General features: G+C 63.2%; 20 protein-coding genes. 11 read left to right on the forward strand and 9 right to left on the reverse strand.

Annotated elements, in window-relative coordinates:
• Positions 1-130: 130 nt before the first annotated feature.
• The 4 genes from argS (at position 131) to thrB (ending at position 5,532) form a co-directional block, all read left to right on the forward strand.
• Positions 131-1,792, forward strand: coding sequence for an arginine--tRNA ligase (gene argS, locus HMPREF3149_RS05895; protein WP_070537092.1), 1,662 nt, complete (start codon positions 131-133; stop codon positions 1,790-1,792).
• Between the two features lie 2 nt (positions 1,793-1,794).
• Positions 1,795-3,132: a diaminopimelate decarboxylase gene (gene lysA, locus HMPREF3149_RS05900; RefSeq protein ID WP_070537093.1), complete on the forward strand. Its 1,338-nt coding sequence runs from the start codon at positions 1,795-1,797 to the stop codon at positions 3,130-3,132.
• A 141-nt stretch (positions 3,133-3,273) separates the two neighbouring features.
• Positions 3,274-4,599 carry a homoserine dehydrogenase gene (locus tag HMPREF3149_RS05905; protein ID WP_070537094.1) on the forward strand — a complete coding sequence of 442 codons (1,326 nt, stop codon included), beginning with the start codon at positions 3,274-3,276 and terminating at the stop codon, positions 4,597-4,599.
• 9 nt (positions 4,600-4,608) lie between these two features.
• A complete protein-coding gene (thrB, locus tag HMPREF3149_RS05910) occupies positions 4,609-5,532 on the forward strand; it encodes a homoserine kinase (RefSeq protein ID WP_070537095.1) in 924 nt (307 codons plus the stop codon).
• A gap of 45 nt (positions 5,533-5,577) precedes the next feature.
• Here the strand turns inward: thrB and HMPREF3149_RS05915 are convergent, their stop codons facing one another.
• The 4 genes from HMPREF3149_RS05915 to HMPREF3149_RS05930 form a co-directional block, all read right to left on the reverse strand.
• Positions 5,578-6,273, reverse strand: a complete 696-nt coding sequence (locus tag HMPREF3149_RS05915) for a helix-turn-helix transcriptional regulator (RefSeq protein ID WP_070537096.1) — start codon at positions 6,271-6,273, stop codon at positions 5,578-5,580.
• Positions 6,274-6,393: 120 nt separating this feature from the next.
• Positions 6,394-8,166 carry an ATP-binding cassette domain-containing protein gene (locus HMPREF3149_RS05920; RefSeq protein WP_070537097.1) on the reverse strand — a complete coding sequence of 591 codons (1,773 nt, stop codon included), beginning with the start codon at positions 8,164-8,166 and terminating at the stop codon, positions 6,394-6,396.
• Positions 8,167-8,886: a molybdate ABC transporter substrate-binding protein gene (modA, locus tag HMPREF3149_RS05925; RefSeq protein ID WP_070537098.1), complete on the reverse strand. Its 720-nt coding sequence runs from the start codon at positions 8,884-8,886 to the stop codon at positions 8,167-8,169.
• A gap of 11 nt (positions 8,887-8,897) precedes the next feature.
• Complete coding sequence (locus HMPREF3149_RS05930; RefSeq protein WP_042530444.1) at positions 8,898-9,158, reverse strand: DUF2249 domain-containing protein; 261 nt, start codon at positions 9,156-9,158, stop codon at positions 8,898-8,900.
• 85 nt (positions 9,159-9,243) lie between these two features.
• Here HMPREF3149_RS05930 and HMPREF3149_RS05935 point away from each other — a divergent pair, with 85 nt between their 5' ends.
• Both HMPREF3149_RS05935 and HMPREF3149_RS05940 read left to right on the forward strand, forming a co-directional pair.
• A complete protein-coding gene (locus tag HMPREF3149_RS05935) occupies positions 9,244-10,422 on the forward strand; it encodes a beta-carotene 15,15'-monooxygenase (RefSeq protein WP_070537125.1) in 1,179 nt (392 codons plus the stop codon).
• Positions 10,415-11,785 carry a multicopper oxidase domain-containing protein gene (locus tag HMPREF3149_RS05940; protein ID WP_070537099.1) on the forward strand — a complete coding sequence of 457 codons (1,371 nt, stop codon included), beginning with the start codon at positions 10,415-10,417 and terminating at the stop codon, positions 11,783-11,785. Before HMPREF3149_RS05935 ends, HMPREF3149_RS05940 begins: the two co-directional genes overlap by 8 nt.
• Here HMPREF3149_RS05940 and HMPREF3149_RS05945 read toward each other — a convergent pair.
• From HMPREF3149_RS05945 to HMPREF3149_RS05965, 5 genes are read right to left on the reverse strand one after another with little or no spacing between them, the layout of a single operon-like run.
• Entirely contained in the window at positions 11,772-12,341 is a 570-nt protein-coding gene (locus tag HMPREF3149_RS05945) for a molybdenum cofactor guanylyltransferase (RefSeq protein ID WP_070537100.1), read from the reverse strand. The two genes, HMPREF3149_RS05940 and HMPREF3149_RS05945, sit on opposite strands and share 14 nt — an antisense overlap.
• A 3-nt stretch (positions 12,342-12,344) precedes the next feature.
• Entirely contained in the window at positions 12,345-12,830 is a 486-nt protein-coding gene (gene moaC / locus HMPREF3149_RS05950) for a cyclic pyranopterin monophosphate synthase MoaC (protein WP_042530450.1), read from the reverse strand.
• A gap of 29 nt (positions 12,831-12,859) precedes the next feature.
• Positions 12,860-14,062, reverse strand: coding sequence for a molybdopterin molybdotransferase MoeA (locus HMPREF3149_RS05955; protein WP_070537101.1), 1,203 nt, complete (start codon positions 14,060-14,062; stop codon positions 12,860-12,862).
• Between the two features lie 10 nt (positions 14,063-14,072).
• Positions 14,073-15,179 carry a GTP 3',8-cyclase MoaA gene (moaA, locus tag HMPREF3149_RS05960; RefSeq protein WP_070537102.1) on the reverse strand — a complete coding sequence of 369 codons (1,107 nt, stop codon included), beginning with the start codon at positions 15,177-15,179 and terminating at the stop codon, positions 14,073-14,075.
• A 46-nt stretch (positions 15,180-15,225) separates the two neighbouring features.
• Entirely contained in the window at positions 15,226-16,965 is a 1,740-nt protein-coding gene (locus HMPREF3149_RS05965) for a long-chain fatty-acid--CoA ligase (protein ID WP_070537103.1), read from the reverse strand.
• 404 nt (positions 16,966-17,369) lie between these two features.
• On the opposite strand from HMPREF3149_RS05965, the gene rho reads away from it, so the two are divergent.
• The 5 genes from rho to HMPREF3149_RS05990 are packed head-to-tail and all read left to right on the forward strand — an operon-like array spanning position 17,370 to position 23,231.
• Positions 17,370-19,346 (forward strand): transcription termination factor Rho, encoded by a 1,977-nt coding sequence (rho, locus tag HMPREF3149_RS05970; protein WP_070537104.1) that lies wholly within the window; start codon positions 17,370-17,372, stop codon positions 19,344-19,346.
• Complete coding sequence (prfA, locus tag HMPREF3149_RS05975; protein ID WP_042530460.1) at positions 19,346-20,422, forward strand: peptide chain release factor 1; 1,077 nt, start codon at positions 19,346-19,348, stop codon at positions 20,420-20,422. Before rho ends, prfA begins: the two co-directional genes overlap by 1 nt.
• A gap of 9 nt (positions 20,423-20,431) precedes the next feature.
• A complete protein-coding gene (prmC, locus tag HMPREF3149_RS05980) occupies positions 20,432-21,307 on the forward strand; it encodes a peptide chain release factor N(5)-glutamine methyltransferase (protein WP_210385415.1) in 876 nt (291 codons plus the stop codon).
• A 60-nt stretch (positions 21,308-21,367) separates the two neighbouring features.
• Positions 21,368-22,042, forward strand: a complete 675-nt coding sequence (locus tag HMPREF3149_RS05985; RefSeq protein ID WP_070537106.1) for an L-threonylcarbamoyladenylate synthase — start codon at positions 21,368-21,370, stop codon at positions 22,040-22,042.
• Positions 22,043-22,055: 13 nt separating this feature from the next.
• The gene (locus HMPREF3149_RS05990; protein WP_070537107.1) at positions 22,056-23,231 is read left to right on the forward strand and encodes an MraY family glycosyltransferase; all 1,176 of its coding nucleotides are present in this window, start codon (positions 22,056-22,058) and stop codon (positions 23,229-23,231) included.
• Positions 23,232-23,254: the final 23 nt, after the last annotated feature.

Genomic DNA, 23,254 nt, shown 5'->3' on the forward strand with positions numbered 1-23,254 from the left:
CCTGTTGCCCCGATGTGCTGCATTGTGCACCCGATGGGGGTGAGTGAGCCTCCTAACAGTGGCTGCGGTTGGTCCCTTGCGTGCGACCTGATAGTGCCTCCCAGCGGCAAGGACGATAGACTCTGGGCCTATGAATCCTGAAGATCTTTCCGCCCTGATCAAAGACACAGCAGCCGCCGTGCTCACCGAGCACGAGTTGGACGCCTCCGTCCTGCCGGAGACCGTGACCGTGGAGCGCCCGCGCAACCCGGAGCACGGCGATTACGCCACCAACCTGGCTCTCCAGGTGGCGAAGAAGGCGGGCACCCAGCCGCGCGAGCTGGCGCAGTGGCTTGCCGACGCCCTCGCGGGCAACGACGCCATCGATGAAGCCTCCATCGCAGGTCCCGGCTTCCTTAACATCCGCTTGGCCGCAGCCGCTCAGGGCGCGATTGTTTCCCAGGTGCTCGAAGCCGGAGAAGCTTTTGGCCGTAACACCACCTTCCAGGGTATGAAGATTAATCTGGAGTTCGTTTCTGCGAACCCGACCGGCCCCATCCACCTGGGCGGCACGCGCTGGGCAGCTGTGGGCGACTCCTTGGGCCGTGTGCTGGAGGCCTCTGGCGCGGAGGTTACCCGCGAGTACTACTTCAATGACCACGGCGGTCAGATCGACCGCTTTGCTCGCTCCCTCGTGGCGGCCGCCAAGGGCGAGCCCACCCCGGAAGATGGATACGGCGGTGATTACATCAAGGAAATTGCCCAGGGCGTGCTCGAGCAGAACCCGGCCGCGCTCGAGGGCAGTGACGCAGAGGTGCAGGAGAACTTCCGCGCCACCGGCGTCGAGATGATGTTCGCCCAGATTAAGGAATCCCTCCATGAGTTCGGTGTGGATTTCGATGTGTACTTCCATGAGAACTCGCTCTTTGAGTCCGGCGCGGTGGACAAGGCTATCCAGACGCTGAAGGACAACGGCAATCTCTATGAGTCGGAGGGCGCGTGGTGGCTGAAGTCCAGCGAGTACGGCGATGACAAGGACCGCGTCGTCATTAAGTCCGACGGTGACGCTGCGTACATTGCCGGTGATATCGCGTATGTTGCGGACAAGTTTGATCGCGGCCACGACCTCGCTATTTACATGCTGGGCGCGGACCACCACGGCTACATCGCTCGCCTGCGCGCCTCCGCCCAGGCATTGGGCTATGACCCGAAGGCCGTTGAGGTTCTCATTGGCCAGATGGTCAACTTGGTGCGCGATGGCAAGGCCGTGAAGATGTCCAAGCGTGCCGGCACGGTTATTACCCTTGATGACCTCGTCGAGGCCATTGGCGTTGACGGCGCGCGCTACTCCCTGGTGCGCTCCTCTGTGGATTCCAGCCTCGACATCGATTTGGGTCTGTGGGCATCCCAGTCCGCGGATAACCCGGTGTATTACGTCCAGTACGGTCACGCGCGCATCTGCTCCATCCTGCGAAAGGCTGCAGAGTTGGGGCTTGATGGTGCCGCGCTTGGCGACGTCCCCCTCGACCTCCTCATCCACGATAAGGAAGGCGATCTCATCCGCACCCTGGGCGAGTTCCCGGAGGTTGTGGCCACCGCTGCATCTCTGCGCGAGCCGCACCGCATCGCACGCTACGCCGAGGAACTCGCGGCGGTCTTCCACCGTTTCTATGACCAGTGCCAGGTGCTGCCGAAGGCTGGAGAGGACACCGAGCCGATCCACCGTGCCCGCTTGGCCTTGGCCAGCGCTACCCGCCAAGTCATGGCCAACGCCTTGACTATGGTAGGTGTGAGTGCGCCGGAGAAGATGTAAGCATGCCGGACTTTAATTCTCTTCCCTCTCATGTCTGGCCGCGCAATGCCTCGCGCGGGTCTGACGGCGTGGTCTCCATCGCGGGGGTCAAGCTCACCGAACTTGCCGCGGAATACGGTACTCCGCTCTACGTATTCGATGAGCAGGATTTCCGCTCGCGCTGCCGCGATATGGCCAAGGCTTTTGGCGGCCCGGATCATGTGCATTACGCCTCCAAGGCGTTCATCACCAAGCGCATTGTGCGCTGGGTTGATGAGGAAGGTTTGTGCCTCGACGTGGCCTCCCTGAATGAAGCCAAACTGGCGCTGGCTGCTGAGTTCCCGCCGGAGCGTATGACCGCGCACGGCAACAACAAGGAGGACGAGTACCTCCAGCTGTGCGTCGACAAGGGCATCGGCCACGTTGTCCTCGACAACGAGGAGGAGTTGTCCCGCCTCAACGGCATCGCCGCGGCCGCAGGCCGCGTGCAGCCGGTGATGATCCGCGTCAAGCCTGGCGTGGATGCCCATACCCACGAGTTCATCGCCACCGCGCACGAGGACCAGAAGTTCGGCATTTCGCTGTCTACGGGTGCTGCTTTCACGGCGGCCCACAAGGTGCTGGAATCCGCAAACCTCAAGCTCGTTGGCCTGCATTGCCATGTCGGCTCCTCAGTCTTCAACGCCGATGGTTTCAAGCTCGCCGCTGAGCGCGTGCTCAGCCTGTACAAGCGCATTCACTCTGAGCTTGGCGTGGCACTTGAGGAACTCGACCTCGGCGGCGGTTTCGGTATCCCGTACATGGAGTATGAGGAAGCACTCGATGTCGCCGCGCTGGCTAAGGATCTGCTGGATGCCGTGGAGCGTACCGCCACCGAACTCGACATCAAGCCTCCCTTCGTGCTCGTCGAGCCTGGGCGTTCCCTCGTCGGCGCGTCCGCAGTCACGCTGTACCGCGTGGGCACGGTCAAGGACGTGGAAACCGGTAAGGCGGATCTGCCCATGCGCCGCTACCTTTCTGTGGACGGCGGCATGTCGGACAACATTCGCCCGGCTCTCTACGGCTCGGACTATGACGTGCGCGTGGTCAACCGCCGCACGCAGGGCGAACCCGTGGACTCGCGCATCGTGGGCTTTCACTGTGAGTCCGGCGATATTCTCGTCGACGAGCGCCGCTTTCCCTCGGACATCACCACGGGGGACATCCTCGCCTTCGCCACCACCGGCGCCTATCAGTACATGATGGCCTCGCGCTACAACGGAGCTCTCCGCCCGGCAGTGGTCTCCGTGCGCGATGGGCAGCACAAGCTCATGCTGCGGCGAGAGACGGTGGATGACCTGTTGGCGCTGGACGTCGACTAGCACGGCGGCATCATTTCATTCAGTGAGATGGTGCCGGTCGCGGGGGCACTCCCCAGCACACGCATAGAAATAGACAGCTCGTTCTGTATAGTGATGTGCTGTCACGCAAGAACCACACGCAACTTCAATTAAAGGGACACCATGACGACGACGAACCGTACCGCTAAGCCCGAGGGCGAGCCCGTAGGAATCGCCCTGCTCGGATTCGGCACCGTAGGCGCCGAGGTTTTCCGCCTCGTGCAGGAAAACGCCAACGCTTTTGCCCACCGCATTGGCGGCCCCGTGGAGATCCGCGGCGTGGCCGTGCACAACAAGGATAAGCTGCGTCCGGGAGTGCCTCAGGAGCTGCTTACCGACGACGCCAAGGCCCTTGTCCTCCGCGATGACATCGACCTTGTTGTCGAGGTCATCGGAGGCATCGACTTCCCACGCGAGCTGGTCCTCGCCGCACTTAATGCCGGCAAGTCCGTGGTCACCGCCAACAAGGCGCTCGTGGCAGCGCATGCGGATGAGCTGGCGGAGGCCGCCGACCGTGCCGGTGTGGATCTCTACTTCGAGGCTGCGGTGGCCGCTGCCATCCCGGTCGTCGGCATGTTGCGACGCTCCCTGGCGGGTGATCAGGTCCAGCGCATTTCCGGCATCGTCAACGGCACCACTAACTTCATCCTGGATGCGATGGAGTCCACCGGTGCCTCGTATGAAGATGCGTTGGCTGAGGCTACCCGCTTGGGCTATGCTGAGGCTGACCCCACCGCGGACGTGGAGGGCCACGACGCCGCATCCAAGGCCGCCATCTTGGCCTCTCTTGGCTTCTACACGCGCCTGACCTTTGATGATGTCTACTGCGAGGGAATCTCCAAGGTCACCGCAGATGACATCAAGGCTGCCAACCAGGCCGGCTACTCCATTAAACTCCTGGCTATTTGTGAGCGCCTCGTGGACGAGGAGACCGGTAAAGAGTCCGTTAATGCCCGCGTGCATCCGACTCTCGTGCCGAAGGACCACCCGCTGGCGTCGGTCAGCCAGTCCTACAACGCCATCTTCGTTGAGGCAGAGGCTGCTGGTTCCCTCATGTTCTACGGAAACGGCGCCGGTGGTAACCCGACCGCCTCGGCAGTGCTGGGTGATGTCGTGGGTGCTGCCCGCAATATCGTTCACGGCGGCCGTGCTCCAGGGGAGAATACCTACGCTAACCTGCCGATTGCGGAGTTTGGTGAGGTGGAGACCCGCTACCACGTGGACATGGAGGTTGAGGATCGCACCGGCGTTCTCTCTGCTATCTCCGGCGTCTTTGCTCGCCACGGCGTGTCCCTGCGCACGGTTCGCCAGGAGGACGGCGAGACGTCTGCCCGCCTCATCGTGGTCACCCACGCGGCCAAGGAAGCTGTACTCGAGGATATCGTCGCGTCCCTCGGTGAGCTCGACGAGGTCAAGGCCGTCCACTCCGTTATCCGTCTGGGCGTTTAGGAAACTGACATGAGTATCGATATCGAACTGGGCACCAAGGTCACCGTTCAGGTGCCGGCCTCCTCGGCTAACCTGGGCCCGGGCTACGACACTTTGGGCATTGCGCTGTCTCTCTATGACACCGTTGAGGTCGAAGTCATCCGTTCCGGCCTCGAGGTGGACATCTTCGGTGAAGGCGCCGAAGATTTACCGCGTGACGGTTCACACCTCGTGGTTAAGGCGATCCGTTCGGCCCTCAAGGCCGCGGATGCGGAGGTATCTGGCCTGCGTGTGGTCTGCAACAACAACATCCCGCAATCGCGTGGTCTCGGCTCCTCGGCGTCCGCCGCCGTGGCGGGCGTGGCTGCCGGCAACGGTTTGGCGGGTTCGCCGTTGTCCGAGGAGCAGGTCGTGCAGCTCTCCTCGGCCTTTGAGGGGCACCCCGATAACGCTGCCGCCTCTGTCTTGGGCAATGCTGTGGTCTCATGGACCACGGTGCCTGTTGACGGCCACTCCTTGCCGGAGTACCGCGCGGCGACCCTGGACGTGCACCGGGACATCAAGGCAACGGCTCTTGTTCCGGATTTCCATGCCTCAACCCAGGCCGTGCGCCGCGTCCTGCCGTCCCACGTCACGCACGCAGATGCTGCCTTCAACGTGTCCCGCACCGCGGTCAACGTTGCGGCGCTCACCGCTTATCCGGAGCTGCTCTGGGAAGGCACGCGCGATCGCCTGCACCAGCCTTATCGCGCAGATGTGCTTCCGGTGACCGCTGAGTGGGTCAACCGCTTGCGTAACCGGGGCTTCGCCGCGTATCTCTCCGGTGCCGGTCCTACCGTCATGGTGTTGCACACCGATCCTATTGAGGAGTCCATCCTCGATGAGGCCCGTGCGCAGGGCCTTCGAGTCCTTGAATTGGAGGTCGCCGGACCAGTGAGTGTCGAGCGCGGTTAAAACCTCTCAGCGCGGTGCCGGAGGGCGGCACCGCGTTGTCGTGTGTTAACTCGCGGCTTTGACGTTGACCCGGCAGACCCCATTGCCGGAGTGCGGGATGAGCTTGAGGTTGAGTCGCCCGCCGGCGTCCACGGCGGACTGCTCAAGGTAGCCGTCGTGGATGGCGCAGACGAAGGGGGAGGGGCGGATACCGGCAGTGACGAACGGACAGGCGTGAAGTTCTAGGTCTGTCTCGCCCGTCTGATTAAACTTGTCGATAGACGTCACCGGGTCAAACCCCATATCGCGCATGGTGCGATAGAGCGGGGCAAGAGCATCGGCGCTGTTTACTCCCTTGTCGGTGGTGGACTGTGCCCAGCGGCGACCAATCTCGCGTGCCTGCTCAGAGGCGAAGTCATCGAGCTGGTCTTTATCAGCCAGCATCTCCGCGAGCACGCTGATGAGGGACACGTATTCCTCGGCTACGGAGCGATTATCCGGCACGCGCACCTGGAAGATGAGTGAGGGGCGACCGCGGCCCCGTGCCGGGGCGGTGATGACGCGCACGGCGCCGGCATTGACCAGCTCGTCGAGGTGCCCACGCGCGGTGTTGACGTGCATGCCCATGGCGTCTGCAACGTCAGCTGCTTTCGCCCCTTGTGGATACTCCTGCAGGGCTTTAAGCACCTCGCGCTGCTTGGGCGAGAGACGAAGAGACTCAGGGAAAAGCTCCGTGGAGGAACGGGGAGTGCGCGTAGACATCAGCAGATGGCTCCTTCAGAAGGTTATGAGAAAGATCCTACAACTCGTCCCTGGATTTTCTACAATTTTCACCGACTTTTCGGTGGGGTATTCCCCACGACGTGGGGGGAAGGCCGATCATTAAATACGGGTGTATATAGAAACCGCGCCATGATCGAGATGACAGCGCACCGTTGTTCCCGGCGCGGGGTCCCCCGCAACTGCGCTGACACGCAGACGGTGTGGCCCTGCATCAGCGAGTATGTCGCCGCCGCCTACTGCGGCCACTGCCCGCAAGGAGAGGTCGCCGCCTCTATCCGCGGTGAGCGCGGTGGGTGGGAAGGCCGCCCAGGCGGCCCCTTCATCTACGTGTGGGGCGGGGAGAACAATCTCGCCAGAAGTGAAGGTGCCATCTGTCACCGTTCCCTTAAGCAGGTTGAGTCCCGCAAGCTGGGCAACGAATTCATTGGGAGGCTGGGCGAGCAGATCCCGTGCGGTGCCCTTCGCAGTGATGGATCCGCTCTCCATAACGAGGATGTCGGTGGCCAGGGCGCTGATGTCATGGAGGTTGTGCGTGACGAGCACGGTCGTGCGATCGGGTGCTGCCACGGAGAGGAGGTGGCGCCAGCGCGCGGCTGATTCGACGTCCATGGCAGCGAAGGGTTCGTCGAGTACGAGAACCTCTGGGCGCGCAGCGAGTGCGCGCAGTAGTGCAACTTGGGCTGCCTGACCGCCGGATAGTTCGCGCACGTGATGCAGATTCTCCAGTCCAGCGTGGTCAAGGAGCTCTTCCGTGCGCGCTTCGTCCTTAGTCACCATGGTCAGTGCCTGCCGTACCGTCGCGGTGGGTGGAAGGCCCGGGTTCTGGGTGAGCATGACCACGCGCTGTGCGGAGACCGTGGCGCCGAGCAGGCGGCCGGAGAGAAAGCGCATGAGCGTGGTCTTGCCGGCACCGTTGGGGCCAACCACGGCGGTGATAGCTCCTCCCCGGAAGGTCACATCATGTGGGCCCGCGGAGAGGCTGACTTCTGGAGGGGTCACCGACGGTGCGGTGAGCGCGCGGAGGGCGTCGGAGTTCATGGGGGATAGTGTGCGGGCGGCTGCTGCGCGGTGTCGGTGTAGCAGGGATGGCAGGCCTGCTGCAGCGAGGAGGAGAACTGCCAGCGCGATGAGGATAGCAGAGAGCGCATAGGCGGTATCGGCGCTCACTTCGCGCTCGAGGTAGATGCCGCTGGACATCGTGCGGGTGAGCCCAGGCATTGAGCCGGCAAAGGTGATGGTGGTGCCGAATTCACCGAAGGATCGCGCGCAGGCCAACGCGGCGCCCGTGAGGACTGCTGGGGCGATGGCGGGTGCGGTGATATGACGCAGGATCTCGCCGGGGCGCATGCCCACGCCCCGGGCACTCGCGATAACCTCGTGATCGAGCTGTCGGAGCGCAGAGTCCACGGCCACGACCACGAAGGGCATAGTGACGAAGATATGCGCTACCACCACACCCGCAAAGGCGAAGGCCACACGAATCTGAGCAAGCTCGAGCAGGGGACCGAGAAGGCCGCGTCGCCCCACGAGTGCGGTGAGGGCCAACCCGCCCACCACCGGCGGTAGCGCCAGCGGCAGATAGACCACCAGCCGCACCGCGTGTGCGGCGCGCTGCAGTTGCTGTAGCCACAGCGCCAAGCAGGTTCCGAGAATAGTGGAGAGGATCGTGGCGAGCGCGGCGGAGCTCAGCGTGATGCGCAGGAGGTCCTGTGTGGCTGGTGCGCGGAGAGTCTCCGGGAGCTGTTCCCAAGGCACGCGCAGCCCCAAGGCCACGATGGGGGCAAAGATATAGACGGCAGCAAGTATGCCGACGGCGACGACCGCCCACGGCACGCGAGGACGTTGTTCGCGGAGATTCAGTGCAGAGTCCATCTATTTAACGGGGTTAAATCCATACTTTCGCCACTCGGCGTCAAAGCCATAATCCAGAAGATCCAAGACCGCATGGGCTTCATCTCGACGGGGCGAGGCGGCAACCACGGCGCCGAGGATCTGGTTGGGGAACTCTTCGGCGCCGTCGATATGAATGGTCTCCACATCATCGCTGGAGGTGGCATCGGTGGAGTAGACCAATCCGGCGTCGGCCTCTCCGGAGGCTATCTTGCCGAGGACGTTGGCTACTTGTGATTCGAGAGAGTACGGCGTCACTGTCAGGCCCTTGGCGTCAAGGATCTTCGCAGACAACGCTCCGCACGGTACTTGAGCATCACAAAGGACGAGGCGTGTGGAGGCATCAATGTCCTCGAGGGAGGTCAGCCCCGCGGGGTTGCCTTTGGGGACCACCATGACCATCGTGTTGGTGGCCAAGACTTCTGGCGCTTCAACGTCGCCGTGTGACACGGCACGGTCCATCGTGGCCGCAGAGGCGGTGATGAGGAGGTCGGCGGGGGCGCCGTCGAAAAGCTGCTGGACCAACGCCGAGGAGCCGCCGTTGTTGATGGCCACGTCAATGTCGGTTCGCGCAGCTAAATCGTCATTGATGAGGCGTGTTGAGGATGCCGCAAACACCGAAAGAGGCCTGTCAGCTGGCTGCGCGGTGCACCCAGTAAGGGCGAGCGTGGCGGCGAGGGCAGGGAGGGCAAGACGGCGCATGCCCACTAACTTTACGCGGTGCGTGTGAACCTAATGTGGACGTCCTCCGGTTCCTTCTTGAGGTACTTCAGCTCGAAGCTTTCCTCGCGCTGCTCAACTTCCTTGAGCAGGGGGAGGGGGTCGTGCGGGGCGATGAGGATCATGGATTCGCCCACGTTGAGCGTGCCCAGCGCTCCGTGGATGGCGCCGTGGCGCACGGCGTGGGGAATCTCAGAGGCGTTGAGGGTGGGGATGTCGGCTCCCTTGGAGGAATCAACAATCGGCAGGTTCATGGTTATGGTCCTTTCCATTGCAGGAGGCGGCATGCGTTGCCGCCCAGGTTACCAATTTACTACGATTAAAGCCGTGAAAAAAGATGTGAACCTGCTCGATGTGTCCCTCGCTGCCCGCCGGCGCTGGCACACCACAGCCTTCGCGCTGGTGGCCTTCTGGATTCTCGCGGGCATCGGGCTCGCCATCGCTGGTTCCCTGGGTGCCCCTGTGGTGTGGTGGGACCTTATCCACCCCTTCACGATTGGCGCGCTCACCACCGCTATCATGGTCTTTTCCACGCACTTTACCGAGGCACTCACCCGTACCCCGGCGACGAGCTACCGCGGCGTCGCCACGCGCGTGGCCGCCATCCAACTGGGGTTGGTGCTCCTCCTCATCGACCGCGCAGGCTATGACTGGGGTGCGCTTGCCGACGCCTCCTCCGCCCTCCTCATCCTCACCCTCACCTGGCATGCGTGGGCGCTGTGGCAGAAGCTACGCGGCTCGCTCTCCGGGTCCTTCGCGCTCACCGTGCCCTTCTATCTGGCCGCGGCGGGCTTCATGGTGAGCGCGATCGTCCTCGTCCTTCTCGCGGCCCATGGCGTGGGCAACTATTCGTTGCTCGTTGCCGCGCACTCGCGCGGCATGGTGTGGGGCTTCGCGTTGTTGACCATCCTGGGCACGGTCGTGACCTTGCTGCCCACTCTGACTCGCACACCGATTTCACCCACGGCGCGATCTCGCTGCACCCGAGCGCTCATCGTGCACTGCGCTGGGCTTGCTCTCGCCATGGGGCTGGAGGCCGTCGGGCTGACGCGGGCCGCCGGCGTGGCGCAGCTGTTTGTGGTCGTGGCGGACATTCTCATCATTCATCCGGTGCTGGCTGGTGCACTGGCTGGCACGACGACCACGGCGAGCATGTCCACCATGGCGGGTCTGGTGTGGATGCTGGCCCTGTGCACCGGCGACGCTGTTGCCAGCGGCGTGGGCGCCTATCCGCGCGCGGTCACGCTGTTGCTCATGCCGAGCTTTGTCGGTGCAGGGCTGTTGCAGCTGGTCACCGGAGTGCTTCACCATATGCTGCCCATCCTGGCGCGCGCTCGGCGCACCGAGATGGGTGGCTACCTGCGCTGGGGACTCATCAACCTGGGTGGCGTGGCATGTTTGCTGGGCATTCCGGCTGTCCACGCTGCCGGGCTTATCATGATGGGGCTAGGCCTTATCGCCGCCGTCGCGGTCCTTGTCTGGGCCGTGGTTTCTACCGAAGGAGAAGTTCATGTCTAGCGTGCCTGCTCAGGCCTCCGCTTCCAAGAAATGGGCCGCGTGGCTCATCATCATCTTCGCTCTTGTAGCGGTGAGTGCGCTGGCGGTGTTCAACTCCACGGTGGGCAGCCGCGGCGGCTCGTCTGCTGCGCCTGCGGACGCCACCACGATCGATGTCTCCGTCGATGGCATGGCCTTCGTCCCCAACTCGGTGGACATTCCAGCCGGTACCCACCTCGTTGTCAACTTCACCAACACCGGTGACCAAGTCCATGACCTGAAGATTGGTGGGGCAGAGACCCACCGTGTTGATCCGGGCGATAGCGCCGTGCTGGATGTTGGGGTTGTTACTGAGTCCGTCGAGGGCTACTGCACCATCGCCGGGCACAAGATCCAGGGCATGACCTTCATGGTCAACGTCACCGATGCGCCGGCCGCCGGTGAACAGCCCACCGCCGGCCACGACCATGCCGTTGCTGCTTCCGCGAACGTTCCCTCCTTGGCTGAGCGCATGGCCCCCCGCGATGACTTTGAGGCCTTCGACCCGGCTCTACAACCTGCGAGAGGTACAGTCCACGAGGAAACGTGGAGCATGACGGAGGAGGACGTTGAGGTTGCCCCCGGCGTGCGCCAGACGCGCTGGCTGTTTAACGGCCAAGCACCAGGCCCAACTCTGCGCGGACACGTGGGGGATACCTTCCGCATCACCATCGTCAATGAGGGCTCAATGGGGCATTCCGTGGACTTCCACGCCGGTGAGGTCACCCCCACTGAGACGATGAAGACCATTCAACCTGGCGAGTCCCTCACCTATGAGTTCGTGGCCCACCGCGCCGGTGCGTGGATGTATCACTGCTCCACCATGCCCATGAGCCTGCACATTGCCAACGGCATGGCCGGTGCCGTCATCATCGACCCAAAGGGCGAGGATGCGCTGGGTGATGTCGATGCGGAATACCTTCTCACGGGCACTGAAGTCTTCCTTGCAGCCCCCGGCAAGGAGCAGGACGGCGCGGATCCGCAGCGCGTGAGCGATGGTGATTACGAGCTCACCGCCTTCAACTACTACCCGAACCAGTACGACGCTGGCCTCGCCCCGCTGCACGCGAAGGTGGGCGATACGGTGCGCATCTGGCTGGTGAACCTAGGTCCTGACCTGCCGCTGAGCTTTCACGTCGTGGGCGAAATCTTCGACACCGTCTACAAGGAAGGCAGCTACCTCATCAAGGGGGCAGAAGAGTCTGGATCTCAGGCGGTAGATCTCTTACCGGCCCAGGGTGGTTTTGTGGAGATGACCTTCAACGAGCCGGGCACCTACTCCTTTGTCAACCACATCATGACGAATGCGGAGAAGGGCCAGCACGGCCAGATTATCGTCGAGTAGTCTGCCGGGCCTTCCTGCGCTCGTGCAGCTCATCGACGGTATCGATGTCCCGCACAGAATCATCGCCCTGGACGTGCACTACTGTGCGGGCTTGGCGCAGCAGCCGCATGACAGGCTGGTTGCGTGGATCTCCTAATTCGCTAAGCGCATGCGCTAGCGCTGCGGTGCGCCACAGCGCGCAGAGCGGCTGGATGCGCCCCTCAAGGGTTGCTACGGCTACATCGGCCCCGGAGCAGACGAGAGTGCGTTCAAGCACAGGAAGCATCTGTGGGGAATCGGGGGCGTCAACAGCCAGGATCGCTGTGGTAGTCAAGCCACCTCCATTCAGTGCAGCATGGCCTGCGGCTATGCCCGCCACCGGTCCGCCGAAAAGGGGGCTTTCACACACCTGCGGCATACCCAGGTGGTAGGGCGAGACTACTGAGGCGGGGACGCCGTAGGGCAGCTGGCGAAGAAGACGATCAATGAGCCTCTCGCCACCCAGAGTGACGCTAGCCTTATCGGCACCCCCCATGCGCGTGCCGCGCCCGCCCGCCAGGATGATGACGCCGAGCATTGGCTAGCTCTCCGCGCCGGGCAGCTCGCGGGACCACTCTCCGGAGCGCCCGCCGGATTTCGCGGTGATTCCGCAACGACGGATATAGGCGGAGCGATCGACGCCCTTTACCATGTCAATGAGGGCCAGAGCTGCGACATTGACGGCGGTGAGCGCCTCCATTTCGACGCCTGTTCGATCCGCCGTGCGGACCGTGGCCTCGATGAAGACGTGGTCCTCGCGCAACTCAATGTCCACCGCGCAGCCATGCACGCCAATTGTGTGGGCCAGCGGCAGCAGATCCGGCACCTTCTTGGCGGCAGCGATGCCCGCCACGCGGGCCACGGCGAGGACATCGCCCTTGGGGACTGTGCCATCGCGCAGAGCGGTGAGAATCTCCGGGGAGCAGGCCACCTCGCCCTGGGCCGTGGCGCTGCGCACGGTGGGGTTCTTCTCGGTGACGTCCACCATGTAGGCAGAGCCGGAGTCATTGAGGTGAGTGAATTTCATAGTGTCAGGTTCCTTTGAGCAGTAGAGAGTCAGTACGGATAAACGGTGAGCTCGTCACCGGCGGCACGGGGCTCAGTAATGAGCGCGAAGCCTCGCGTGCCGGGCAGTGCGCCGACGTGATGGCTGCGCATCCGCGGGCCCGGCGGCGGGGTAGCAGTCACCGTGCCGTCGAATTCGATCAGGCAGGGCTGGATGAACGGATACCGCGCGCCTGGGAAGTCGGCACCCGCCACGGCGCGAAGTGCCGGCCGGTCCAGCGGGCCTGCCGGGCGCGGCAGGCCCCGCAAGGAGCGCAGCAACGGGGTGAGATAGAGATGCGCTGACACAAAGGCCGCCACAGGGTTGCCCGGCAGGCACACGACGGGCACACCCGCCCACAACGCGTGACCCTGCGGCGCGCCGGGGCGTTGTTCAACGTGACCAAACCAGGCGCAGTCTGCCTGCTGGCTCAGCACAGCGTGCACCACGTCGAAGGCACCGGCGGAAACACCGCCGGTGGTGACGATGAGGTCGCAGCCGCCTTCTGCCTGCACCACAGAGTCGAGAACGCGGCGCAGCTCCGCGGGGTCATCGCCGCAGCGCAGGCGGGTGATACTCGCGGGGCCCGTGGCGGTCACGAGTGCCTCAAGCATCGGGCCATTGGAATCGGGCAGATGGCCGCTGACCAGTTCCTCACCCGTGGCAATGACGGCGATGCGCGGGATGCGGCGCAGCTTAGCCGTGTTGATGCCGGAGGAAAGGAGAGTGGCGAGCAGTGGGGCGTCGATAAGCGTGGCAGCAGATGCCACCTCCTCTCCCGGCGCGATGTGGGAGCCACGGCGGCGAATGTGGTCACGGGATGGCAGACGGTGGATGGTGACGGTCTCCGGCACGGGGCCGGGACCAGGGGCGACGTTGGTATCCTCCACCGGGATGATGAGGCCCTCGAAGCCATCGGGCACGGCAGCACCCGTCATGATGCGCACAGCAGTCCCCAACTGGGGGCGCTGCGCGGGCGCTCCAGCGGGAACATCGCCGATAACACGCAGCGAGCAGGGCGCATCGAGGGGTGGGGTCAGGAAGCCATCCATGGCGGAATTATCCTGCGGTGGCACTGCACTGTGTGCCGTGGCAGCCTCTGCCAGGACGCGGCCTGCCTGCACTGGGACGGTCTCGACCGGCACGGGACGGATGAGAGCCTGAAGGCGTGCGAAATAGTCTTCGATGCTCGTTGTCTGCCCAGTCGTTGTCATTGCACCCAATCTAGCCGCCGATGGCGGACATCGGGCGATCGGGCTGGAGGAACCCCTCGTCATTCACACCGTGGCCGGGCAGCTTGCGCCACATCTCACCGGCCCATGCGGCGGCAAGCTCATCATCGCTGGCGCCTTCGCGCATCAGATCGCGCAGAGAGGTCTCTGAATTGCCGAACAAGCAGTTGCGCACCGCGCCATCAGTGGTCAGGCGCGTGCGGTCGCAGTGTCCGCAGAAGGGACGAGTGACTGAGGCAATAACGCCAATGCGTCCCGGTGGCAGGGAGCCATCGCGTGCCTTAACCTCCCACAGGGCAGCAGGGGCGGAGCCGCGGGGCTCCTCGGTAGGGCGCAGCTCTAATCCCTCACGCAGGCGAGCGAGGATATCATCAGCCGTCACCATGCGGGAGCGGTTCCACTCCTCCCGCGGGCCCAACGGCATCTGTTCAATAAATCGCAACTGGGCGCCACGTTCCAGGCAGAAACGAGCCAGGGGAACGATGGCAGACTCATTGATTCCAGGCATAATGACCGCGTTGATCTTCACTGGATCCATCCCAGCGTTGAGGGCCGCATCGATAGACCGCACCACATCAGGAAGGCGGTCGCGCCGGGTCAAGCGGGCATACAGCTCGCGGTCGAGGGTGTCGAGGGAGATATTGACGCGGTCGAGCCCGGCGCGCTGTAGTCCAGGAAGCCGCTTGTCCAAGCCCAAGCCGTTGGTGGTCAGCGCTGTGGAGGGCGCCACACCTTCGTCGGTGCGTACATCCTTGGTGGCGGCGATGATCTCTTCTAGGGAGTGGCGTAGGAGCGGCTCACCACCGGTGAAGCGCACCTGGCGAATACCGAGCTTTTCCACGCCCAAGTGGATAAGGCGGATCGTTTCCTCATCACTCAACGTCTGCGCGGTGGGCATCCACTCCACGCCGTCCGCCGGCATGCAATACGTGCAGCGCAGATTGCAGCGATCCGTGAGGGAGACGCGCAGGTCCCGAGCCTGCCGGCCGTAGCGGTCCAGGAGTGCGCGCTCTCCATGCGCGCCGGGCTGCGGAAGGTCGGCGGGGAGGGTGGGAGAACCCGGGACGTGGGGTAGAGGCAAGGAGATGGGATCGGACATTGTTCGCCAGTTTAACCCTAAGAAAACCGGATTAATAGAGCGGGGGTTAATCCGTGGCGTCCAAGCGCTGGGACTCGCCTGGGCCCTTCAACCGGATGATGTTGTACTCGCCCTCGGCCAAGTGGGCACGCAGGTCCTTCTTGTCGAACTTACCCACGGAGGTCTTGTCGATGGTCTTTACGAAAGTCCAGTACTCCGGCAGCATCCACGAGGGCAGCTCCGAGCGCATGCCGTCGCGCAGGCGCTCGGCAGTCTCGATGGTGGGGGAAATACCTGCTGCCAGCACGGTCACGGCGAGGGGACGCTCGACCCACTGCTTATCGGGGTATCCAATGACGGCGCACTCAAGCACGTCCGGGTTACTCATGATGAGGTTTTCTAGCTGCACTGAGTAAATCCACTCGCCACCGGAGCGGATGACATCGCGAGCGCGGTCTTCCACGGTGAGGAAGCCCTCCTCGTTGACGAAGCCGACGTCGCCCGTGCGCAGCCAGCCATCGGCGGTGAACTTAGACTCGGCATTTTCGACATCTTTGCCGCGGAACTCGTGAGCGGCCCCTCCGTCTTCCGAGGCGGGCGAGTGGTAGTAGGAGCCGGTTACGAGGTTTCCACGCACCTGAATCTCGCCGGCGTTGAGGTCGGTGGTGTTGACAACGTGGCCATCGTTGACCACGCGGTACTGCAGTGAGGCGGGGAAGCGTCCTTGGGAGACGCGGTAGGCCCAGCGCGCTTCACCCGAGGCGCCTGAGGGCGGGCGCGCAACGGTACCGACAGTGGTGGTTTCCGCCATTCCCCAGACGTGCACGACATCCACGCCGTAGCGCTCCTCCCACATTTTGATGAGCTGCGGTGGGACAGGGGAGCCGCCCGCGAAAATCTCCGTGAGCGTCATGCGCTCCGGTGGGTGCTTGAGGTAGTGGACGAAGAGCTGAATCCAAATGGTGGGAACGCCATGTGCCACGCGTGGGGATGTGGCGGCAATGACTTTGGCCAGGGTGGCGGGGGACACGTCGGCGTCGGGAAGCACCAGCGGCGTACCCGTCATCCACGCCGCAAAAGGAACACCCCAGCTCAGCACGTGGTAAATGGGAATGCAGCACAGGAAAGTCTCACCGTGCGTGACGCACAGCGAATCGGAAGAGCGCAGCTGCATACCCTCGAGATACAGCGCGCGGTGCGAATAGAGCACGCCCTTCGGCGCGCCGGTGGTGCCCGTGGAATAACACAGAGCGGCGGCCGTGTGCTCATCCAGCACGGGCCAGTCATAGACCGTCGAGCGGCCATCGAGCAGCTCCTCGTAGCTGTAGACCTCCACGCCCTCCGGCATAGGGGCTGTGAGCTTATCGACGTCTGTGAACACCACTGCGCGCACGCACTCCACGCCCTTGAGGACGTTCGCCAGCTGCTGCCCCAAGCGGCCATCGGCGACAATGACCTGAACTTCTGCGTGATTGACGATGTGCCGGATTTGGTCATTCATCAGCTGCTTGTTGAGCGGGGTAAATACCGCGCCCTTGCACGCAGTGCCGAAGAGAACTTCGAGGTGCTCTGCACAGTTCCACATGAGGGTTCCCACGCGTTCATCCCCGGTGACGCCCAATGTGTCATGCAACGCATGAGCGAAGGCTGCGGCGCGCGCGCCGATATCCGCGAAGGTGGTTTCCTCCCTCTCGTTGCCCGGATCGGCACTGTGCCAGGTGATGACTTGGGTCTGGCTGTGAACGGAGGAACCGTACTCCAGGATGCGGGTCAGGGACAGGGGGATATCCTGCATTGTGGAGAGCATGGGCACTACTTTAGCCGTGTCAGTGTGAACGCGATGGAAGGATGCGGTATAGTTGCTTGCGACTGGCGGGGAGGCTTCCCCGCACCTTCCGAGCATCCTCCACGGTACGCACGCGGTGTTGGCGCGCGGCGGTGAAGGGGAGTAGAGATACGCTCGCAGTCGCCTCTTAAAACATCTCCCATCAGTGACCCACGGCTGTGTAATCTTTTCCGCGCCGCGGGGGCTTCTTTACAGGGAGAGCCACACATACCCACCGCCCACGGGGATCGCGGTCGCGTGAACTCGCTGGCGGCGGTGGACCAGATTAATTACACATTGGCTTCCAACGCCCCACGTGGGCTGTCCCGCACTCGGTGCGGCCCAGTCATGATGGCGCCCGTTGGTGAAGCGACGAAAGGATATCCGTGAGCGATACGGACAAGACCGCAGCACAGGATCTCGCATCCCTGAAGCTGCCGGAACTGCGCAAGCTTGCCGCGGAGCGCGGGCTCCGCGGTGTCTCCGGACTGCGCAAGGGGGACCTCATTACCGCCCTAACCACCGGCCACGTTCCCCCGCGCGCTGCCAAGGCCGCGAAGGCTGCCGGCGGCTCCCCGGCCGATGCCCCGAAGGCAGAGGAGAAGGACACTAAGCAGCGGCGTGCTGCCCGCAAGGCCTCACGCCCGGCAGGCTCCGCCGATGACCAGCAGGCTGCCAAGGGTCACGGCTCAGACAAGGATCACGGCTCGGAGAAAAACTCTGAGCAGGGTTCTGAGAACAAGGGCGACAAGAACGATTCCAAGCACGACGGGGGCACTGACGAGCAGCGCTATGAGTCGCGTTCGCAGGCCCGCCGCGCTCGCCGCAACCGTGCCCGCCGCCAAGAGCGCGAGGCCCGCGAAGAGAACAACGGTGGCCAGAACAACGGTGGCCAGAACAACAACTCCGGCGGCGACAACTCTGGGGACACCGAGTCTGGTCATGACAACTCTGGTAACCAGGGCGGCAACAACAATGACGGCGGCCAGGGCACATCGGATGACAACCACGGCCGCAACAACGGCCAGAACAACGGTGGTGGCAACAACCGCCGTGATAACCACAACCGCCACGACGAGAACAACGGTGGCGGCGGACGTCGCAACCGCCGCAACCGCCGCAACCGCCGCGGCCGTGACCGCGATGGCGGCGGCAATGGTGGCAATGACCTGCAGATTCGTGAAGGCGATGAGGTCCAGGCAGTTGGCGGCATCCTCGAGGTCGTGGACAACAACGTGGCCTTCCTGCGCACCACGGGCTACCGTGCCGCAAGCTCCGATGTCTTCGTCAACAACAACCTTGTCCGTCGCCTGGGCTTGCGCTCCGGCGACGCCGTGACCGGCCAGGTCAAGGTGTCTGGCCCGACGCACACGCACGGCAACGGCCGCAACCGCCGCAAGTACAACCAGCTGGTCCAGGTCGACACGGTTAACGGCCTCGAGCCGTCAACCGCTAAGGAGCGTCCGGAGTTCTCCAAGCTCACCCCGCTCTACCCGAACCAGCGCCTGCGCCTGGAGACGGATCCAAAGATCCTCACCACCCGCGTTATCGACCTCATCATGCCGATTGGTAAGGGCCAGCGCGCGCTCATCGTCTCCCCGCCGAAGGCCGGTAAGACGACGATCCTGCAGAACATTGCCAACGCGATTGCTGCCAACAACCCGGAGTGCTACCTCATGGTCGTCCTCGTCGACGAGCGCCCTGAGGAAGTCACCGACATGCAGCGCAGCGTCAAGGGCGAGGTTATCGCCTCCACCTTCGACCGCCCGCCGTCAGAGCACACCTCCGTGGCGGAGCTGGCCATCGAGCGCGCCAAGCGCCTGGTGGAGCAGGGCAAGGACGTTGTCGTCCTGCTGGACTCCATTACCCGCCTTGGCCGTGCCTACAACAATTCCTCCCCGGCATCCGGCCGCATCCTCTCCGGTGGTGTGGACTCCAATGCCCTCTACCCGCCGAAGCGTTTCCTCGGTGCTGCCCGCAACATTGAGAACGGTGGTTCGCTGACGATTATCGCCACCGCGATGGTGGAGACCGGCTCCACTGGTGACACCGTCATCTTCGAGGAGTTCAAGGGCACCGGTAACGCCGAGCTCAAGCTCGATCGCGCCATCTCTGAGCGCCGCATCTTCCCAGCTGTGGACGTTAACCCGTCCGGCACCCGCAAGGACGAGCTCCTGCTGGTTCCGGAAGAGGCACGCATCATGACCAAGCTGCGCCGCATCCTCTCCGGCCTGGATTCCTTCGCAGCCATCGACCTGCTCATCAAGCAGCTCAAGAAGACCCGCTCCAACGGCGAATTCCTCATGCAGGTGGCTTCCTCTGCGCCCATGGCCGCAGATACCGATGAGGAGGACTACAAGTAATGTCGAATCAGGTTTCCCTCGTTGACGATATTGTCTCCGAGTACCAGGGCATCGAGATGCAGATGGCTGATCCGGAGGTAGCCGGTGATCAGTCTCAGTTCCGCAAGCTGTCCAAGCGTTATGCCGAGCTGCGCCCCATCGTCGCTGTGAATGATGAGCTGGTCCAGGCTCGCCAGGATCTGGCCGACGCCAAAGAGATGGCCTACGAAGACCACGAGTTCCAGCCCGAGGTTGACCGTCTTGAGCCGCTCGTCGTCGAGCTGGAGGAGAAGCTCGCTGACCTGCTCGCCCCGCGCGATGAGCAGGACTCCGAAGACATCATCATGGAGATCAAGGCCGGCGCTGGTGGCGAAGAGGCGGCTCTCTTTGCCGGAGACCTTGCCCGCATGTACGAGCGTTTCGCGGACAAGGCTGGCTTCCAATGGGAGGTTTTGGGCCTTAACGAGTCCGATCTCGGCGGTGTCAAGGACATGTCCATCTCCTTCAAGTCCAAGACCCCATCCCGCGATGGTGCGTGGAGCGTGTTCAAGTTCGAGGGCGGAGTGCACCGCGTGCAGCGCGTTCCGGTGACAGAATCCCAGGGGCGCATCCAGACCTCGGCTGCCGGTGTGTTGGTTTACCCAGAACCAGAAGAAGTGGAAGCCGTCAACATCGATGACAAGGACATCCGCGTTGACGTCTACCGTTCCTCTGGTAAGGGCGGCCAGGGTGTGAACACCACCGACTCCGCGGTGCGTATTACTCACCTGCCGACCGGCCTGGTGGTGACCTGTCAGAAGGAGCGTTCCCAGATCCAGAACAAGGCGCGTGCCCTGCAGGTGCTGCAAGCTCGCCTGGACCAGATGGAGCGCGAGGCCCGCGAGGCGGAGGCCGGTGAGCAGCGCGCTTCCCAGGTGCGCACGATGGACCGCTCGGAGCGCATCCGCACCTACAACTGGCCGGAGAACCGTATTACTGACCACCGCATTGGCTACAAGGCCAACAACCTTGACTCGGTGCTCAACGGTGATATGCAGGAGCTCATCGAGGCCCTGCAGGCCCAAGAGCGCGCCGAGCGCCTTGAGGCGGATGGTTAATCCGCGGTGATGTTTCACACCTATCAGGAGGCGCTTCGTGATGCCACGGGGCGCCTTCGCGCTGCCGGGGTCCCCTCACCTGAGTGGGATGCCCGCGTGCTTGCGGCCCATCTCATCCACTGCGGCCACATGGACATTCCGCTAAGCCACGAGCCGATGCCGGGCTTTGACGTGGCTTTTGGGGCGTTGGTGGGGCGTCGAGAAGCACGCGAGCCCCTCCAGCACATCCTGGGCACGGCCTGGTTTGGCCCCCTCGAGCTCGACGTCGGCCCCGGCGTGTTCATCCCGCGACCGGAGACGGAGGTGCTCGCCGAGTGGGGAGTTAGATCCTTGAAGGAATCTATCCTGGGTCAGGAGTCTCCGTGCGTCGTGGATCTCTGCACCGGGTCGGGGGCGCTGGCTCTCTACATTGCACACTTTGTGCCGCAGGCGCAGGTGTGGGCCGTGGAGCTTTCCGACGCCGCCCTGGCCTATACCCAGCGCAATGCCCGCAACACCGCAGGGGACGCCAGCGGTCACGTACACCTGGTCAAGGGTGATGTGACGGACTCTCACGTGCTCGCCGAACTCGACGGCACCGTGGACCTGGTGCTCACGAACCCACCCTACGTGCCGGAAAGTCCGTTCCTAGACCCAGAGGTCTACCACGACCCACACGAGGCCGTCTTTGGTGGAGCCGACGGGATGGAGACAATCACCGCTATGATCCCCACGATTGCACGGCTGCTTCGCCCGGGCGGACGAGTAAGTATCGAGCACGACGATGAGACCTCCGAAAAAGTGCAGGATGCTCTGCTCAGCCACGGTGGCTTCGACCAGGTGGACGTCTTACATGACCTCACCGGGACCGCGCGATTTGTGACGGCGGTGCGGGGAGTACAGTAAATTGGTCAAGGATTGGCCAACTAGCCGACGCCGCGCGACCGCGGCATGAAGGAGAGACCGATGCAGGGGCAGATTTTCAACTGCGCGGATGCTGCTGAGCGCGAGGAAGGCATGGACCTGGCGGTCAAGGCGGCCAAATCCGGCCGCCTCGTCGTTATGCCTACCGATACCCTCTATGGTCTGGGCTGCGATGCCTTTGACAACGACGCCGTGGCGAGCCTTCTTGCCACTAAACACCGTGGCCCCGACATGCCGGTGCCGGTCCTCGTGGGCTCGTGGGACACCGTCAAGGGATTGGTGGCCCGCCTGGATGACACCGCACAGAATCTCATTGAGGCCTTCTGGCCAGGTGGTTTGTCCATCGTCGTCCCGCAGGCGCCGTCCTTGCCATGGAATCTGGGAGATACCCGGGGCACGGTGATGCTCCGCATGCCTCTTCACCCCATCGCGATTGAATTGCTGCGCGAGGTCGGACCAATGGCCGTGTCCTCCGCAAACATTTCCGGCCACCAGCCTCCGACAACTGCCATTGCTGCCAAACAGCAATTGGGTAAGGCAGTCACCGTGTATTTGGATGGTGGGGAAGCAGAGGTAGGAAAACCCTCGACGATTATTGATCTATCCGGCGAACACCCTTACCTGTTGCGTGAAGGTGCTTTGAGTGCCGAAGAGATCGCTGAGGTCATCGGCGTGAGCGCGGATTCCCTGCGCACGCGCCCGAGTGTTACTAACTAAGGAGCCCTTCACCGTGGCTGGAACTGGCGTGCCGCTGCGCGAATTGGCCTTGGTCATTTTCGTTGCAGCAGCATTTACGTATCTCTCTACCGGGTTGGTGCGCACCTTCCTTGTGCGTACCGGCCGTGTGGCAGAGATTCGCCTGCGCGATAGTCACTCGCAGCCCACCCCGCAGTTGGGCGGCGTGGCTATGTTCACCGGTTTCGCCGCGGCGGTGTACCTCGCCGGCCAGCTTCCAGCCTTGACTCGCGGCTTTATGCCGGTGACGCCAGAAATGACCGCGGTGCTGTGGTCAGCGGCGGCGATTGTTCTCGTGGGCGTGGTGGATGATCTCATAGAGCTCAGCGCTCTTGTCAAGCTCATCGGGCAGCTCGTCTCAGCAGCACTCATGAGCGGTTTGGGCTTGACATGGACGCTACTCTTCCTGCCTTTTGGTGATGGGACGACCGTGATCCTCGACCAAGTCCAGTCCACCCTCTTGACAACCTTCTTTACGGTGTTGCTCATCAATGCCATCAATTTCGTCGATGGTCTCGATGGATTAGCTGCGGGTCTGGGCATGATCGCTGGCGGCGCCATCCTTATTTTCTCCCTCACGGTGCTCCATGACCAGGGCGGGGCTGTCTCAGCGTATCCGCCGGCGATTATTGCGGCTGCTCTTGTGGGCATGTGTGCGGGTTTCCTGCCTCATAATTTCGAACCTTCGCGCATCTTTATGGGTGATAGTGGAGCGATGCTGATTGGATTGTTGCTTGCGGCGGCCTCGACCTCGGCTTCAGGCAAAATCAACATGTCGCTTTATGGCACGGTAGACATGGTTGCGCTCATGTCCCCGGTTATCGTGGTCATTGCCGCGGTCTTCGTTCCAGTCTTGGACCTTGTCTGGGCGGTTATTCGCCGCGTCTCACAGGGGCGATCGCCGTTTGCGGCCGACAAGGCCCACATCCACCACCGTCTCCTGTCCTTGGGCCACACGCATCGACGGACGGTGCTCGTGTTGTACTTATGGGTCTCTGCAGTAGCCTTTGGTGCCGTGTCTTTTTCCATCGTCCCGGCACCCGTCGCCGTGGTTCTTGCCGTCGTCGCCCTTCTGGTGGCCTTCGGTGTCACGCTTATTCCGCTGCGTCAGGGCAAAATTGGCCGCGCGCCGCGGCCCACCAGTGTGGTGCTAGAATCTGATCCCTCCTGAGGTAGGGTATGGGGCTGTGACTG

It is taken from the genome of Corynebacterium sp. HMSC05E07 (genome assembly GCF_001807225.1).
GTDB lineage: Bacteria > Actinomycetota > Actinomycetes > Mycobacteriales > Mycobacteriaceae > Corynebacterium > Corynebacterium singulare.

What these genes read in the sequence shown, in the direction of transcription:
- argS (WP_070537092.1), top strand. Translation starts at nt 131, where the DNA reads ATGAATCCTGAAGATCTTTCCGCCCTGATCAAAGACACAGCAGCCGCC.
- lysA (WP_070537093.1), top strand. Translation starts at nt 1,795, where the DNA reads ATGCCGGACTTTAATTCTCTTCCCTCTCATGTCTGGCCGCGCAATGCC.
- HMPREF3149_RS05905 (WP_070537094.1), top strand. Translation starts at nt 3,274, where the DNA reads ATGACGACGACGAACCGTACCGCTAAGCCCGAGGGCGAGCCCGTAGGA.
- thrB (WP_070537095.1), top strand. Translation starts at nt 4,609, where the DNA reads ATGAGTATCGATATCGAACTGGGCACCAAGGTCACCGTTCAGGTGCCG.
- HMPREF3149_RS05915 (WP_070537096.1), bottom strand. Translation starts at nt 6,273, where the DNA reads ATGTCTACGCGCACTCCCCGTTCCTCCACGGAGCTTTTCCCTGAGTCT.
- HMPREF3149_RS05920 (WP_070537097.1), bottom strand. Translation starts at nt 8,166, where the DNA reads ATGGACTCTGCACTGAATCTCCGCGAACAACGTCCTCGCGTGCCGTGG.
- modA (WP_070537098.1), bottom strand. Translation starts at nt 8,886, where the DNA reads ATGCGCCGTCTTGCCCTCCCTGCCCTCGCCGCCACGCTCGCCCTTACT.
- HMPREF3149_RS05930 (WP_042530444.1), bottom strand. Translation starts at nt 9,158, where the DNA reads ATGAACCTGCCGATTGTTGATTCCTCCAAGGGAGCCGACATCCCCACC.
- HMPREF3149_RS05940 (WP_070537099.1), top strand. Translation starts at nt 10,415, where the DNA reads ATGTCTAGCGTGCCTGCTCAGGCCTCCGCTTCCAAGAAATGGGCCGCG.
- HMPREF3149_RS05945 (WP_070537100.1), bottom strand. Translation starts at nt 12,341, where the DNA reads ATGCTCGGCGTCATCATCCTGGCGGGCGGGCGCGGCACGCGCATGGGG.
- moaC (WP_042530450.1), bottom strand. Translation starts at nt 12,830, where the DNA reads ATGAAATTCACTCACCTCAATGACTCCGGCTCTGCCTACATGGTGGAC.
- HMPREF3149_RS05955 (WP_070537101.1), bottom strand. Translation starts at nt 14,062, where the DNA reads ATGACAACGACTGGGCAGACAACGAGCATCGAAGACTATTTCGCACGC.
- moaA (WP_070537102.1), bottom strand. Translation starts at nt 15,179, where the DNA reads ATGTCCGATCCCATCTCCTTGCCTCTACCCCACGTCCCGGGTTCTCCC.
- HMPREF3149_RS05965 (WP_070537103.1), bottom strand. Translation starts at nt 16,965, where the DNA reads ATGCTCTCCACAATGCAGGATATCCCCCTGTCCCTGACCCGCATCCTG.
- prfA (WP_042530460.1), top strand. Translation starts at nt 19,346, where the DNA reads ATGTCGAATCAGGTTTCCCTCGTTGACGATATTGTCTCCGAGTACCAG.
- prmC (WP_210385415.1), top strand. Translation starts at nt 20,432, where the DNA reads ATGTTTCACACCTATCAGGAGGCGCTTCGTGATGCCACGGGGCGCCTT.
- HMPREF3149_RS05985 (WP_070537106.1), top strand. Translation starts at nt 21,368, where the DNA reads ATGCAGGGGCAGATTTTCAACTGCGCGGATGCTGCTGAGCGCGAGGAA.